At 62.4% G+C, this 13,257-nt stretch carries 14 protein-coding genes; 11 read left to right on the forward strand and 3 right to left on the reverse strand.

The annotated features are described in order from the left end of the window. Positions 1–52: 52 nt before the first annotated feature. The gene (locus tag FAA86_RS18050; RefSeq protein WP_136542528.1) at positions 53–1,219 is read right to left on the reverse strand and encodes an aminotransferase class I/II-fold pyridoxal phosphate-dependent enzyme; all 1,167 of its coding nucleotides are present in this window, start codon (positions 1,217–1,219) and stop codon (positions 53–55) included. A gap of 190 nt (positions 1,220–1,409) precedes the next feature. Here FAA86_RS18050 and FAA86_RS18055 point away from each other — a divergent pair, with 190 nt between their 5' ends. The 8 genes from FAA86_RS18055 to FAA86_RS18090 all read left to right on the forward strand — a co-directional run bounded on the left by FAA86_RS18055 (position 1,410) and on the right by FAA86_RS18090 (position 7,315). Beyond that, positions 1,410–2,171: a DsbA family protein gene (locus FAA86_RS18055; RefSeq protein ID WP_136542529.1), complete on the forward strand. Its 762-nt coding sequence runs from the start codon at positions 1,410–1,412 to the stop codon at positions 2,169–2,171. A 141-nt stretch (positions 2,172–2,312) separates the two neighbouring features. Next, complete coding sequence (aroQ, locus tag FAA86_RS18060; RefSeq protein WP_136542530.1) at positions 2,313–2,753, forward strand: type II 3-dehydroquinate dehydratase; 441 nt, start codon at positions 2,313–2,315, stop codon at positions 2,751–2,753. Positions 2,754–2,775: 22 nt separating this feature from the next. Continuing rightward, entirely contained in the window at positions 2,776–3,252 is a 477-nt protein-coding gene (gene accB / locus FAA86_RS18065; RefSeq protein WP_136542531.1) for an acetyl-CoA carboxylase biotin carboxyl carrier protein, read from the forward strand. Between the two features lie 4 nt (positions 3,253–3,256). After that, entirely contained in the window at positions 3,257–4,609 is a 1,353-nt protein-coding gene (gene accC, locus FAA86_RS18070) for an acetyl-CoA carboxylase biotin carboxylase subunit (RefSeq protein WP_113459459.1), read from the forward strand. A 5-nt stretch (positions 4,610–4,614) separates the two neighbouring features. After that, entirely contained in the window at positions 4,615–5,229 is a 615-nt protein-coding gene (gene aat / locus FAA86_RS18075) for a leucyl/phenylalanyl-tRNA--protein transferase (RefSeq protein WP_136542532.1), read from the forward strand. A 102-nt stretch (positions 5,230–5,331) separates the two neighbouring features. Next, positions 5,332–5,700: a type II toxin-antitoxin system RelE/ParE family toxin gene (locus FAA86_RS18080; protein WP_113459457.1), complete on the forward strand. Its 369-nt coding sequence runs from the start codon at positions 5,332–5,334 to the stop codon at positions 5,698–5,700. Beyond that, positions 5,697–6,032 carry a helix-turn-helix domain-containing protein gene (locus FAA86_RS18085; protein ID WP_136542533.1) on the forward strand — a complete coding sequence of 112 codons (336 nt, stop codon included), beginning with the start codon at positions 5,697–5,699 and terminating at the stop codon, positions 6,030–6,032. The genes FAA86_RS18080 and FAA86_RS18085 overlap by 4 nt, the downstream gene beginning before the upstream one ends. 200 nt (positions 6,033–6,232) lie before the next feature. After that, positions 6,233–7,315 carry a MerR family transcriptional regulator gene (locus FAA86_RS18090; RefSeq protein WP_136542534.1) on the forward strand — a complete coding sequence of 361 codons (1,083 nt, stop codon included), beginning with the start codon at positions 6,233–6,235 and terminating at the stop codon, positions 7,313–7,315. A 9-nt stretch (positions 7,316–7,324) separates the two neighbouring features. Here FAA86_RS18090 and FAA86_RS18095 read toward each other — a convergent pair whose 3' ends face one another. Then, positions 7,325–8,809 (reverse strand): phospholipase D-like domain-containing protein, encoded by a 1,485-nt coding sequence (locus FAA86_RS18095; protein ID WP_136542535.1) that lies wholly within the window; start codon positions 8,807–8,809, stop codon positions 7,325–7,327. Positions 8,810–9,078: 269 nt separating this feature from the next. On the opposite strand from FAA86_RS18095, the gene FAA86_RS18100 reads away from it, so the two are divergent. From FAA86_RS18100 to FAA86_RS18110, 3 genes are all read left to right on the forward strand, one after another. Beyond that, a complete protein-coding gene (locus tag FAA86_RS18100; RefSeq protein WP_136542536.1) occupies positions 9,079–11,358 on the forward strand; it encodes an FdhF/YdeP family oxidoreductase in 2,280 nt (759 codons plus the stop codon). Between the two features lie 142 nt (positions 11,359–11,500). Then, the gene (locus FAA86_RS18105; protein ID WP_136542537.1) at positions 11,501–12,244 is read left to right on the forward strand and encodes a cytochrome c oxidase assembly protein; all 744 of its coding nucleotides are present in this window, start codon (positions 11,501–11,503) and stop codon (positions 12,242–12,244) included. Further along, positions 12,244–12,744 (forward strand): CopD family protein, encoded by a 501-nt coding sequence (locus FAA86_RS18110; protein WP_136542538.1) that lies wholly within the window; start codon positions 12,244–12,246, stop codon positions 12,742–12,744. The genes FAA86_RS18105 and FAA86_RS18110 overlap by 1 nt, the downstream gene beginning before the upstream one ends. Here FAA86_RS18110 and FAA86_RS18115 read toward each other — a convergent pair. Continuing rightward, the gene (locus FAA86_RS18115; protein WP_136542539.1) at positions 12,722–13,228 is read right to left on the reverse strand and encodes a DUF2231 domain-containing protein; all 507 of its coding nucleotides are present in this window, start codon (positions 13,226–13,228) and stop codon (positions 12,722–12,724) included. The genes FAA86_RS18110 and FAA86_RS18115 overlap by 23 nt on opposite strands. Positions 13,229–13,257: the final 29 nt, after the last annotated feature.

The following is a 13,257-nucleotide window of genomic DNA, read 5'->3' on the forward strand; positions in this document are numbered from 1 at the left end:
GAATCCGGAAATCCCGGCAAGCCATTGAGCGCGAATCCATTTCGCTCAATGCCTAATCACTCTTCGGGAGCCATTTTGCCAGGCGGTCGGTCGCCTCGACCATCTCCGTCATCGTACCCGCGTAGGACAGGCGGAGTGCCAGGTGACCGTCGACCGGGTCGAAGTCGCGGCCCGGCGTGACGGCGACATCGGTCTCCGCGAGGATCCTTCTTGCGAAGGCCATGCTGTCATTGGTGAAGCCTTTCGCATCGACATAGGCGTAGAAGGCGCCGTCCATCGGCGAGAGCAGCGGCAGGCCGAGCTCCGGCAGACGCGTCATCAGGAAATCGCGGTTTGCTTGGCAGGCGGCCTTGTATTGCTCCAGCTCGTCGGTCGCGCTCAAGGCGGCGAGCGCTGCGATCTGCGAGAGCTCGGGTGCGGAGATGTAGAGGCTCTGGGCGACGCATTCGACCGGGCGGACCAGTTCTTCCGGCAGCACCATCCAGCCGATGCGCCAGCCGGTCATGCAATAGTATTTGGAAAAGGAATTGATGATGACGGCGTCATCGCCGATTTCGAGCGCGGTCGCCTCTTCTGCGCCATAGGTCAGGCCGTGATAGATCTCGTCGGAGATCAGGGTGATCCCCTGCCCCTGACAATAGTCGTAGACGGCTTTCAGCTGGGCCTTGGCCGTGACCGTGCCGGTCGGATTGGCGGGGCTCGCCAGCAGGACGCCATTGAGGCGCACACCAGCTTCGGCCTGGGCTCGCTCCAGGCTCTCCGGGGTGAGCGTAAAGCCGGTTTCCGGGCCGACGGCGACCTCGATGACCTTCAGACCGAGCGCTGCGAGAATGCTGCGATAGGCGGGATAGCCGGGGCGCGCGATCGCGACGGCATCGCCGACGTCAAAGAGCGAGAGGAAGGCGAGATTGAAGCCGGCAGACGAGCCGGTGGTGACGACGATGCGCTTCCAGTCGACCAAGACACCATGCCGGCGTCGATACTCCTCGGCGAGACCCTGGCGGAGCGCGGTCATGCCCAGCGCGTCGGTATAGCCGATGCGACCACCTTCAAGCGCCTTTCGGGCGGCCTCGAGCGCTGCCTGCGGTGCCGGATGGCCGGGCTGGCCCACTGCCATGGAGATGACGGGCCGCCCGTCCTGCCGCCTGCGGGTAGCCTCTGCCAGAATATCCATGGCGTGGAAGGGTTCGACGGCACTGCGCTTGGAAATGGAAATCAACGGATGGCTCCTCGGTCAGATGCCCGACATTTGCCGCAAAGCGCGTGGCATCACAATGGAGAGGCTGGACAAGGCAGTGCAAAAAAGCCATTCCGCTTGAAACAATCAGCCTTTAGGCTCGGTCGATGTCGGCGTGCAACCAACACGGCGCGGTACGACTGGACAGCAGACGGCAAGGACGAGGAACGACATGGCCCTGAATTTCAAGATGATCGCGAGCGCGGGTGTTGCGCTGCTTCCCGCCCTGATGCCGCTGCCGGCTGGCGCCCTCGACGAGGCGCAGAAAAAGGAATTCGGCGAATTCATCCGCGAATATCTGATCGAGAATCCGGAAGTGATGCTCGAAGTGCAGGACGCGCTGCAGAAGAAGCAGGACGAGATCCGCTCGCAGCGTTCGGCGGAAGCGCTCTCGACCAACAAGGATGCGATCTTCAACTCGGCCTATGACCTTGCCATCGGCAATCCTGAGGGTGACGTTACCGTGGTCGAATTCTTCGATTACAATTGCGGCTATTGCCGCCGCGCCCATGCCGACATGGAAGCCGTGCTCGAAGAAGACAAGAATGTCCGCTATGTGCTGAAGGAATTCCCGATCCTCGGCCCCGACAGCGAGGCGGCGCACAAGGTGTCGGATGCCGTGCGCAAGCTTGCGCCCGAACAGTATGGCGCCTTCTTCCGCGCTATGATGACCCAGGATGGCCGCGCCTCGGAAGAGAGCGCGATTGCGATTGCCGGCGAGCTCGGCATCAAGGAAGAGGCAATCCGCGCCAAGATGGAAGAAAGCCCCAACACCAATCAGGTGCAGGAAGCTTATCAGCTGGCGACCAGCCTGGGGATCACCGGCACGCCGTCCTATGTCATCGGAGACGAGACTGTTCCGGGCGCCGTTGGCAAGGAAGCACTCGTTGCCAAGCTCGGCAATGTGCGCGCCTGCGGCAAGGCCACCTGCTGAGACAGGGCCCCTCCTCCCGCCACTGTCGATCTTAACCCTTTCCCGGATTTCCGGGGACGGCGGGGCGTGATCACGGCAAAGGGCTTTCCCTACAGGGGCTCTCGGTCTATAGGAGGCGGTTGAAAGTCGACGGAAGCGTAGATGAGCAAAACCATTTTCGTGCTGAACGGCCCCAATCTCAACATGCTGGGAAAGCGGGAGCCCGGGATCTATGGCGGCAAGACGCTCGCCGACATCGAGGCGGACTGCAAGGCCGCCGGTGCCGAGCTCGGCCTGACCATCGACTTCCGCCAGTCCAATTACGAGGGCGATCTCGTGAGCTGGCTGCATGAGGCTGCCGACAAGGCCGTGGGCGTGGCGATCAATGCCGGCGCCTATACCCATACATCGGTGGCGCTTCATGATGCGATCCGGGCGATCTCTCCGATCCCGGTGATCGAGGTGCATATTTCCAACGTGCATGCGCGCGAGGAATTCCGCCACAAATCGATGATAGCGCCCGCGTGCAAGGGCGTGATCTGCGGCTTCGGACCTCATAGCTACATCCTGGCGCTCCAGGCGCTGAAAACCATCACGCAATAACAAGAATACAGGACATCCACCCATGGCTGACAAGAAATCGGGCATCGATCAGGCGCTGATCCGCGATCTCGCAAACATCCTCAACGACACGGATCTCACCGAGATCGAAATGGAGCAGGACGACCTGCGCATCCGCGTCTCGCGCAACGGCACCCCGGTGGCCATGCAGATGCCGGCCTATAACTATCAGGCGCCTGCCGCTCCGGCTCCGGCGGCTACCCCTGCTGCAGCTGCCGCACCCGCAGCCCCTGCCGGCCGTGACCTCTCCAAGGCCGTGACCGCGCCGATGGTCGGCACCGTCTATCTCGCGCCGGCCCCGGGCGCACGCCCCTTCATCGAGGTCGGCTCGACCGTCAAGGAAGGCCAGACGCTGCTCATCATCGAAGCCATGAAGACCATGAACCAGATCCCCTCGCCCAAGTCCGGCAAGGTCGTCGAGATCATCATCGACGATGCAAGCCCGGTCGAATACGGCGAGCCTCTGGTCATCATCGAGTAAGCCGATGAGCGGTATCTCGAAGATCCTCATCGCCAACCGAGGCGAAATCGCGCTGCGCGTGCTGCGCGCCTGCAAGGAACTCGGCATCCAGACGGTGGCGGTTCACTCCACCGCCGACGCCGACGCCATGCATGTGCGCCTGGCCGACGAAAGCGTGTGCATCGGCCCGCCGCCGTCGCGTGACAGCTATCTCAACATCCACCAGATCGTCGCGGCCTGCGAGATCACCGGTGCGGATGCCGTGCATCCGGGCTACGGCTTCCTGTCTGAGAACGCCAAGTTCGCCGATATCCTCGACGCGCATGGCATCACCTTCATCGGACCGACGGCCGAACATATCCGCCTGATGGGCGACAAGATCACGGCGAAGAAGACCGCGGTCGAACTCGGCATCCCCGTCGTTCCGGGTTCGGATGGCGAAGTGAAGCCGGAAAACGCGATGGAAATCGCCCGGCAGATCGGCTTCCCGGTTCTGATCAAGGCGACCGCCGGTGGCGGTGGCCGCGGCATGAAGGTCGCCAAAACCGAAGCCGAGCTCGAAGAGGCCGTGTCGACCGCCCGTTCCGAAGCGCTTGCCGCCTTCGGCAACGACGCCGTCTACATGGAAAAATATCTCGGCAAGCCGCGCCATATCGAGGTGCAGGTTGTCGGTGACGGTGCGGGCAACGCCATCCATCTCGGTGAACGCGACTGCTCGCTGCAGCGCCGCCACCAGAAGGTCTGGGAGGAGGCCAACTCCCCTGCTCTCAATGTCGAGCAGCGCATGAAGATCGGCCAGATCTGCGCCGACGCCATGAAGAAGATGAAGTACCGGGGCGCCGGCACGATCGAATTCCTCTACGAAAACGGCGAGTTCTATTTCATCGAAATGAACACCCGCCTGCAGGTGGAGCATCCGATCACCGAAGCCATCACCGGCATCGACCTCGTGCATGAGCAGATCCGCGTCGCGTCTGGCGCCGGCCTCTCGGTCACCCAGGACGAGATCGTCTTCTCCGGTCACGCCATCGAATGCCGCATCAATGCCGAGGATCCGCGCACCTTCGTGCCCTCGCCCGGCACGATCACGCATTTCCATGCACCAGGCGGTCTTGGCGTTCGCGTCGATTCCGGCGCCTATGCCGGCTACAAGATCCCGCCTTACTATGACAGCCTGATCGGCAAGCTGATCGTGCATGGACGCACCCGCGTCGAATGCATGATGCGTCTGCGCCGCGTGCTGGACGAATTTGTCGTCGACGGCATCAAGACGACGCTGCCGCTGTTCCAGGATCTCGTGGCCAATCAGGACATCGCCAACGGCGACTACGACATCCACTGGCTGGAAAAATACCTGGCCGAAACCTCGGCCAAGTAACGACCATGGCTGGGCGACGCAGCAGGGACCGAAGCATTACGCCGGAACTCCTGCTGCGCGCCTATTCCATCGGGATGTTCCCGATGTCGGAATCGGCCGACGACCCCGAACTCTTCTGGGTCGAACCCGATATTCGCGGGATCATCCCACTCGACGGTTTCCACGTCTCGAAAAGCCTGCAAAAGGCGATCCGCAAAGCCCCCTTCGACATCCGCTTCGACACCGCCTTCGACCAGGTGGTGGAAAAATGCGCAGAAGCGGCCGAAGACCGGCCAAGCACCTGGATCAACCAGCAGATCAAGGACCTCTATGGTGCCCTGCACCGCCTCGGCCATGCCCATAGCGTCGAAGCCTGGGAAGGCGACGAACTGGTCGGCGGCCTCTACGGCGTCACCCTCGGCTCCGCCTATTTCGGCGAGAGCATGTTTTCAAGGCGCACCAACGCGTCGAAGATCTGTCTCGTCTATCTGGTGGAGCGGCTGCGGGAGCGGGGGTTCACGCTCTTGGACACACAGTTTACCACCGACCATCTCGTGACGTTTGGGGCGATTGATATTCCGAAAGCGGAGTATGGAGTGTTGCTGGATCGGGCGATGGAGAGTGAGACGCTGAGGTTTTGAGGGGTGGTGGGTTAGCAAAGGAGCACACCCATCTCGCGAACCAGACCTGGAATTGCAAACTATCGCTCCACGTACTATAATTCATTGGATCAGGATACCTGCATGCGGATCCTTATGACGAAATGGATGGTGCGATACGCCCGCAAGCAGCGGATTGCGGATTCCAGTCTGCGTGAAGCGATCGTGCGCGCCGAGTGCGGCTTGGTGGATGCCGACCTCGGAGGCGGTCTTATCAAGCAGCGTGTGGCACGCAGCGGTCAGGGACGATCTGGCGGCTATCGCATGATAGTGGCCTACCGGGAAGGCAATCGGGCAGTGTTTCTCTACAGTTTCGCCAAAAGTGAGCAAGAGAATATCGAGCCGGACGAGTTGCTGACCCTGCGGGAAATCGGGGCTGCATGGCTTGCGGCGGATGATGCGATGTTGGCGAAGGCGCTGCGTGATGGAACTGTTCAGGAGGTCGGTGAATGACGGGACGTAAGCAGGTGAGCCGCCTAACCGAGGCTTTGCTCGAAACGGCCGCGGATATGAACAAGAGTGGGATTTTGAGTTCCGAAGCGCACGAGAAGATCACCATCCGGCACCTTGGCCGGGATCGTGAGCCATTGCATGAGGAGATTTCTCCGGAAGACATCCGCAAGCTCCGTGAAGAAGCCCATCTCAGCCAGGCGGTATTTGCGCGCTATCTCAACCTCACTCCAGGCTATGTTTCCCAGCTTGAGCGTGGAGCAAAGCGCCCAACCGGCCCGGCCCTGGCGCTTCTGAACATCATTCGCCGCAAAGGGATCGAGGCGATTTCGTAGTCGCGTGCCAGCTCCACACGCAGCAACTCGTCGAGAACTTAGCTAAAAACTCGTATCCCCGTGCGCAGTAGATCACGACGTCGCTCTGACGGTTAAAGTGCGCGGGGTGGACGCTTCGTCAGTTGCCGTTTCTCTTTTTTCCCCTTGAGCCGGACCCAGCGTCATAGCCTACAACCGTCTCATTCGATGACGGAGACGATATGGCAGGCCAGTCAACAAAGGACACATGGCTGACGGCAGCGCAGTGTGCCAAGCGCGCCAGGCTGACCGTGCGGGCGCTCAGGATCTACGAGGCGGCGGGCCTTCTTGCTCCGCGGCGGACAGAGAAGAACTGGCGGCTCTATGGGGCGCACGATCTGGCGCGGCTTACCGAAATCCTGACGCTGAAGCGGCTCGGTCTGACGCTCGAGCAGATCAGCCGGCTGCTGGCCGGGCAGGCAACGGATCTTGAGCGTGTCCTGTCCGTCCAGTCTAGCGCGCTTAGGGAGCAGATGGCGCGCGTTCGGCAGAGTCTCAGCCTCATCGATCACATGCAAACGAAGATCGCTATCGGGGAGATCCTCTCTACGGACGACCTGCTCGCACTCGCAAAGGATCAATCGATGACTGAAACAACCTCCGAAACCATCGCCTGGCGACGCTATGAACAGATGCGACCGCGCACGGAGCGGGCGATCGACGGCAGGCTCTATGCCGACTATGCGGGGCATTACCGGCTCGACACGGTTGTCTTCACAATTCGCCACGAGGATCACAGGCTCTTTGCCCGTGTCACCGGGCAGGTCGAACTCGAACTCTTTGCCGAAGAGGTCGACCGGTTCTTCTACAAGGCGGTGCCGGCGCAGATCAGTTTTATCCGCAATGCAGCGGGTATGGTCACGGCCCTGACGCTGCATCAGAACGGACATGAAGAGACCGCCGAGCGGATGGATATAGGCGCGGCCGCAACCTTGGAAGCGACACTAGCCGCGAGGATCAGGGAGAAGCGTCCCGTTGAGAACAGCCGGGTTCTTTTACAGGAGCTCGTGCACCAGCATCAGCAGGGGGAACCCGACTATGCCAAGATGACGCCACCGCTTGCCGCGATCGCGCGCGAACAGGCCGAGATCATCCAGGGCGAGTTACAGCGGCTTGGCGCGCTAAAGCATATGACGTTCAAGGGCGTGACGGATGATGGCTGGGACGTCTACGACGTGGACTTCGAGAAAGGACGCCAGGAGTGGAGTTTTTCGCTGGCTGCAGACGGGAGATTTGATGGGATATTGTTCCGACGGACAGTGTAAGGTTCGTGTCTACCCGGCCCTCTTCCGCCGCCTCGGCCGCTTCAACCTCCCCCGAAACAGTCCCCTCTTCTCGATCGGCTCGAACACCGCATCCGAGCCTTCCGGGTCGAGGATCTCGTGATCGGCGAGCCAGCGGTCGAGATCGGTGATGTCAGGGGTCTCATAGGGCCTGAGCCTGGCCTTGCCCGTTTTTTCGCTTTCGCCCCGTAGGCGCTCGATGGCGGCAATCAGGGAGCCGGTCTGGCGCAGGGTCTCTTCGACGGTCTCAGGTGTCGTGCCCAGATGCTCGGCCAGGAGGTCGTTGCGGAGGCTTATGATCTTCTCCGCCCTCTGATCCGAGCCGCCCGCCTCGAGGGCCACGTCGCATTCCTGGTCGAAGCGCATGGAGCGGTTGTTGAAGTTGGACGAGCCGATGCGGAGATAGCGATCGTCGACGATCATCAGCTTGGCGTGGACATAGATCCCCTGCCCGCCGGCGGTGACGGGGTGGTAGATCCGGAAGCGGCCAAACTCGTCATGCCGGCGCAGGGATTCGGCGAGCCGCGCGCGGGCGGTATCCATGGCAACCTGGCCCAGCCAGTTGTCGGAGATGACCGGATTGATCAGCACGAATTCCGGCCCGTCGGGTTCGGCAAGGCGTCTGGCGATCACCTGGGCCACCGCGCGGGAGGCGAAATACTGGCTTTCGGCATAGACCACGCGCTCGGCGGCATTGATCATGTCGATATAGAGGTGCTCGATCTCCGTGACCGCCTTTTCCTCCCGATAGGCCGGACTGGTGCGGGCAATTGCGAGATCCACGGCGCCGAACGAGACGTTTTCAGCCTTCTCCTTGGGCGGCGGCAGGGCTTCGACGGGCGCGACGTCGTGGCCGCCGGCGCGGGTCCAGCGGTGGCGGCAGAGTTCGCCGAGCGCGCGTGCCGCCGGCCCAGTGAAGCGGCTCGAGATATCGTGCCAGGGGCCATAGGGCTTGCCGTTGGGGCGGCGGCGCTGCGGGTTGTCGTCGAGATGCTCGCGCGTGTCCCAGCGGTCGAGCGTCACGTCGATGCCGCCGCAATAGGCGACGGTATCGTCAATGACGAGCATCTTCTGGTGATGCGAGCTGCCGAGCGGATGCTTGCCATCGAGATGGACGGAGATCTGCCGGTTCCACTTCCAGCGCAGGAGATATGGCAGGTTCGAGGGTCTTGCCCAGCTCGCAAGCGGTGCCGGGCTCCAGAGCAGGATCTTGATCTGAAGATCGGGATTGCAGCGCGCAAGCCACAGGAAAAATTCGCCGACCTTCCGCGGGGCGCCATCATCGACATCGGGATTGCCGAGCGTGATGGAGGCATCGAAATCCCAGCCGACAAAGAAGATCACCCGCTTCGCCGCCATCATCGAGGCACGGATCGACGAGAAATAGTCATCGGCATCGATGAGGATAGAGAACTCGTCGGCTTTCTCGATCCGCCAGCAGTTCTCGGTGGGCGAGAAGATCGTGGAAGGCACCATCATTTACTCCAGACTCTCGGTCGCCATACTCGGCTATCGCAACGATGGCTTCAGGTCGAGTCTGCAGAATAGGGGCTCGCCCCCGGTCGACAATGGTCGAGGGCAATAAAATGTGATTCCGCGTTGTCTTCGAACGGCGAGCGGAACTTTCCTGAACACGCCCCGGACGATCACCGGCTCGTGTAGGTTTTCGGACCTGATTTTAACGCAACCAATCCCTCCCCCAGTCGTTCCTTTTTCCGGACCACCACATTCCAAGGGAGCGGACGATGGCAAAGGGTGATGCAACGGTGAGCTATGACGGGCCGGCCGGTGGGTGGGGATCGCTTCGCGGCATCGCCCGCATTGCGGGCAAGGAGGGCGTGAGCCCCGGTGCACTCGCGACGCTTCTCGAGCAGAACAAGCCGGGCGGCTTTGCCTGCGTCTCCTGCGCCTGGACCAAGCCTGTCGATCACCATCCCGTCGAGTTCTGCGAGAACGGTGCCAAGGCGACGCTCTGGGAGCTGACGAGCCGGGAGGCCACGCCGGATGTCTTTGCCCGTCATACGGTAACCGAACTCAAGACCTTCAGCGACTACGATCTCGAGCAGCTCGGGCGGCTCACGCATCCGATGCGCTATGACCGGGCGAGCGATCACTACGTGCCTTGCTCCTGGGACGAAGCCTTTGCCGAGATCGGGCGCGAGCTGAAAGGCATGGATCCGAAGAAGACCGTCTTCTACACCTCCGGCCGCGCGAGCCTCGAAACATCCTATTGCTGGGCACTTTTTGCCCGTGCCTATGGCCACAACAATCTGCCCGACAGCTCCAATATGTGTCACGAGACGACGTCGGTGACGCTGAAGAAGGTCATCGGCTCTCCGGTCGGCACGGTCGTGCTGGACGATTTCAAGCATTGCGACGCGATCTTCTTCTTCGGCCAGAACACCGGCTCGAACAGCCCGCGCTTCCTGCATGTCCTGCAGGCGGCCGTCAGGCGCGGCTGTCGGATCGTCACCTTCAACCCCGTGCGCGAGCGGGGGCTGGAGAGCATGATCAACCCGCAGGAGCCGACGGCCATGGTGACCGGCCACGAGACCGCGCTGTCCTGCCAGTATCATCAGGTCAAACCGGGCGGGGACATCGCCGTGCTTCTCGGGCTCTGCAAACATGTGCTGGCCGCTGATGATGCGGCGCGGGCCGATGGCCGCCATGTCATCGACCGGGCCTTCATCGCCGAGCACACCGTCGGTTTCGAGGAGTTCGAAGCGCGGGTGCGTGCGGTCGAGTGGGCGGAAATCGAAAGGGTTTCCGGCCTCACCCGCGGCGCCATCGAAGCAGCAGGTGCCGTCTATGTCGAGGCGGACAAGACCATAGGCATCTACGGCATGGGGCTTACCCAGCATGTGCACGGCTTCGAGAACATCTCCACCTATGTGAACCTGCTCTTGATGAAGGGCAATATCGGCCGCCAGGGGGCCGGCATTTCGCCGGTGCGTGGTCACTCGAATGTCCAGGGCCAGCGGACCGTCGGCATTGCCGAGAAGCCGGAGCTCGTGCCGCTCGACCGGCTCGCCGAGATGTTCGACTTCACCCCACCGCGCGAGAAGGGCCTGAACACGGTCGAGGCCTGCGAGGGGATCCTGAAGGGCGAGATCGACGCCTTCATCGGGCTCGGCGGCAATTTTCTGCGCGCCGTGCCGGAGCAGAAGGCGATGGAAGAGGCTTGGCCGGGCATGCGGATGACGGTGCAGATTGCGACCAAGCTCAATCGCGGCCACCTTTTCAACGGCGAGGTTGCCTATCTCCTGCCCTGCCTCGGGCGCAGCGAGATGGACCATCTGACGGGCAAGCCGCAGGTGGTGACGATGGAAGACAGCCTGAGCTGCGTGCATGGTTCGGTCGGCAAGCGCACGCCGGCCAGCGAGCACCTGAAGTCTGAGATCGAAATCGTGAGCCGGATCGCCGAGGCGGTCCTGCCGCAAAACCCGAAAATGCCCTGGGGACAGTGGGCGCGCGATACCGCGATGGTGCGCGATCTGATCGAGAAGACCTATCCCGAGCAGTTTCGCGACTTCAACGCACGCATCTTCACCCCCGGCGGCTTCTATCGCGGCAATTCGGCGCGTGAGCGGCATTGGAAGACGGAGAGCGGCAAGGCCGAGTTCGTGACGCCGGATGCTTTGTCGGCAACGGGCTATGAGGATGCGCCAGGCCGGATGAGCCTGATCACCATGCGCAGCAACGACCAGTTCAACACCACCGTCTACGGCTATAGCGACCGCCTGCGCGGCATCGAGGGCAAGCGCGACGTGCTCTTGATCAGCCCGCGCGAGATCGAACGCCATGGCCTGACGGTCGGCGAGCGGGTCGCACTTGTCTCGGATGCGGGTGACGGCATCGACCGTCGGGTCGGCGGGCTGGAGGTCATGCCGTTCGATCTGCCGGATGGCTGCGTCGGTGGCTACTATCCCGAGCTTAATCCGCTCGTGCCGCTGTCGCATCATGATCGGGCCTCGAAAACCCCGGCCTACAAGTCGGTTCCGGTGCGCATCGAACGGGGCGGCTAAACCGTTCCCGAACTTTCGGGAACAATGGAACAATCGGCATGGAACAATATGCCAGCACGGGTGTTGCCTTCGCAGGGTGGCAGCCGGAAGGCCGGTTTGCCGTGGCAGCCGACATGTTGAACGCCGAACGGGGATAGGCATCATGAACCTCGACATCTACTGCGGTCCGGCGCCGACACCGGACATGCTGTGGCGTGACTGGAATTTCGATCCGCCGCTCCTGGCGGCGATCGGCGCATTCTTCGTGCTCTTGATCACCACGGCCGGCACTGGACGGCAGCGGATGGCGGCGGTTGCCGCGCTTGTCGTCTTGCTGGTCGCCTTCGTCTCGCCGCTTTGCGCGCTGGCATCTGCCCTGTTTTCTGCGCGCGTCCTGCATCACATCCTGCTCGTTACCTTCCTCGCGCCCCTTATCATTCTGTCGATCCCGCCGAAGGCGCGGGAGCGGCAGCCACTCCCCGCGCAGCTTTCCTTCCTGGTGCACACCATCCTGATGTGGACCTGGCACGCGCCAGGGCCCTATCTCTTCGCCCTGTCGTCACCCTCGGCCTATTGGCTGATGGAGCTGACGCTGATCGGCTCGGCGGTCTGGCTGTGGTACGATATCCTGTCGCCGCGGCGCACCGTTGGCCCCTCGGTCGCACTGCTGCTCGGCACTACGATCCAGATGGGCATGCTCGGCGCGCTCCTCACCTTTTCGCGGGAGCCACTGTTTGCGGCGCATCTCGACACGACGCATCCCTTCGGCCTGTCGCCGCTGGCGGACCAGCAGCTTTCGGGGCTTCTGATGTGGGTGCCGGCGGCCCTGCCCTATCTCTTCGCGGCTCTCCTGAAGCTGCGCAGCCTGTTTGCCGGGCGCAGCTTCGACAGCGAGGCGCCGCGCTGATGATCGCCTTGCTCAAGTTCGTGCATATCGCCGCCATCGCCATCTGGACCGCCGGTCTGATCAGCCTGCCGAGCCTTTATGTCCAGCGGGCCTTCGTTCAGAGCGATGACGCCCTCTACCGCATGCAGCGGATGACGCGGTTTGCCTTCGTGGTCTTGATCTCGCCGGCCGCCTTCATCGCGGTCGCGAGCGGCATTGCTCTCAGTTTTGCGCGGGAAGTCTTTGCGCCCTGGTTCTCCTGGAAGCTCGCCTTTGTCGGGCTGCTTGCGATCTTCCACGTCTTTTCGGGCCTGGTGGTCATTCGCCTGTTCAAGGAGGGAGAGGTCTATCCCGCATGGCGCTTCGTGGTGGCGACCGCCAGCTGCTGCGCCGTGGTGCTGGCGATCCTCGTTCTGGTGCTGGCCAAGGAGGCGCCGCAGATCGCGCTACCGGCCGTGATGTCGGAGCCGGGCGGCCTTGGGCGCCTGCTTGAACCCCTCAATCCTTGGGCGACACCATGAGGCCGATACCGTGATCGAAGATCAGCTTGCCACCGTGCCAGCCCGCAACACCCGTCAAGACGGCCGCCAGAACCGAAAGCAGCATGCCATGGGGCAAGACGACATCCGGATCGATCAATCGCAGGCCCCAGTTGGCGCCAGCAACGGAGATCAGGGTGATGGCAGCGATTGCATGGGCCCAGCTCGCCGCGCGGGCACGGATACCGGCCACGAGCAGCAGTTCGGCCGTACCGACGATGCCGGCCGCAACGCCTGCGAGGAAGGCCGTGCCCGAGGTCCACACCCCGACGCGCAGCCAGAACGGGTCGGCGCTGAACCAATAGAAGATGTCGACCGCCAGCGTGCCGAAAACCAGCGCGATCGGGAAATGCACGCTCATGGCATGCAGCGGATGGCCGGCGACCGCAATCGCGGAGGTCTTGTCCTTTTCTTCCAGCTGCTCGATGACGGGGTTAACAGTGTCGGTCTCAGATGTTTCGGCCATGGGGGTTCTCCGTTTGCGGGGGAAAGGCC

The sequence above is a fragment of the Rhizobium rosettiformans W3 genome (genome assembly GCF_004912135.1).
GTDB lineage: Bacteria > Pseudomonadota > Alphaproteobacteria > Rhizobiales > Rhizobiaceae > Allorhizobium > Allorhizobium rosettiformans.

Bases quoted from the DNA above. Each gene is read 5' to 3' on its own strand.
- FAA86_RS18055 (WP_136542529.1), top strand. From the start codon at position 1,410: ATGGCCCTGAATTTCAAGATGATCGCGAGCGCGGGTGTTGCGCTGCTT.
- aroQ (WP_136542530.1), top strand. From the start codon at position 2,313: ATGAGCAAAACCATTTTCGTGCTGAACGGCCCCAATCTCAACATGCTG.
- accB (WP_136542531.1), top strand. From the start codon at position 2,776: ATGGCTGACAAGAAATCGGGCATCGATCAGGCGCTGATCCGCGATCTC.
- accC (WP_113459459.1), top strand. From the start codon at position 3,257: ATGAGCGGTATCTCGAAGATCCTCATCGCCAACCGAGGCGAAATCGCG.
- aat (WP_136542532.1), top strand. From the start codon at position 4,615: ATGGCTGGGCGACGCAGCAGGGACCGAAGCATTACGCCGGAACTCCTG.
- FAA86_RS18080 (WP_113459457.1), top strand. From the start codon at position 5,332: ATGCGGATCCTTATGACGAAATGGATGGTGCGATACGCCCGCAAGCAG.
- FAA86_RS18085 (WP_136542533.1), top strand. From the start codon at position 5,697: ATGACGGGACGTAAGCAGGTGAGCCGCCTAACCGAGGCTTTGCTCGAA.
- FAA86_RS18090 (WP_136542534.1), top strand. From the start codon at position 6,233: ATGGCAGGCCAGTCAACAAAGGACACATGGCTGACGGCAGCGCAGTGT.
- FAA86_RS18095 (WP_136542535.1), bottom strand. From the start codon at position 8,809: ATGGTGCCTTCCACGATCTTCTCGCCCACCGAGAACTGCTGGCGGATC.
- FAA86_RS18100 (WP_136542536.1), top strand. From the start codon at position 9,079: ATGGCAAAGGGTGATGCAACGGTGAGCTATGACGGGCCGGCCGGTGGG.
- FAA86_RS18105 (WP_136542537.1), top strand. From the start codon at position 11,501: ATGAACCTCGACATCTACTGCGGTCCGGCGCCGACACCGGACATGCTG.
- FAA86_RS18110 (WP_136542538.1), top strand. From the start codon at position 12,244: ATGATCGCCTTGCTCAAGTTCGTGCATATCGCCGCCATCGCCATCTGG.
- FAA86_RS18115 (WP_136542539.1), bottom strand. From the start codon at position 13,228: ATGGCCGAAACATCTGAGACCGACACTGTTAACCCCGTCATCGAGCAG.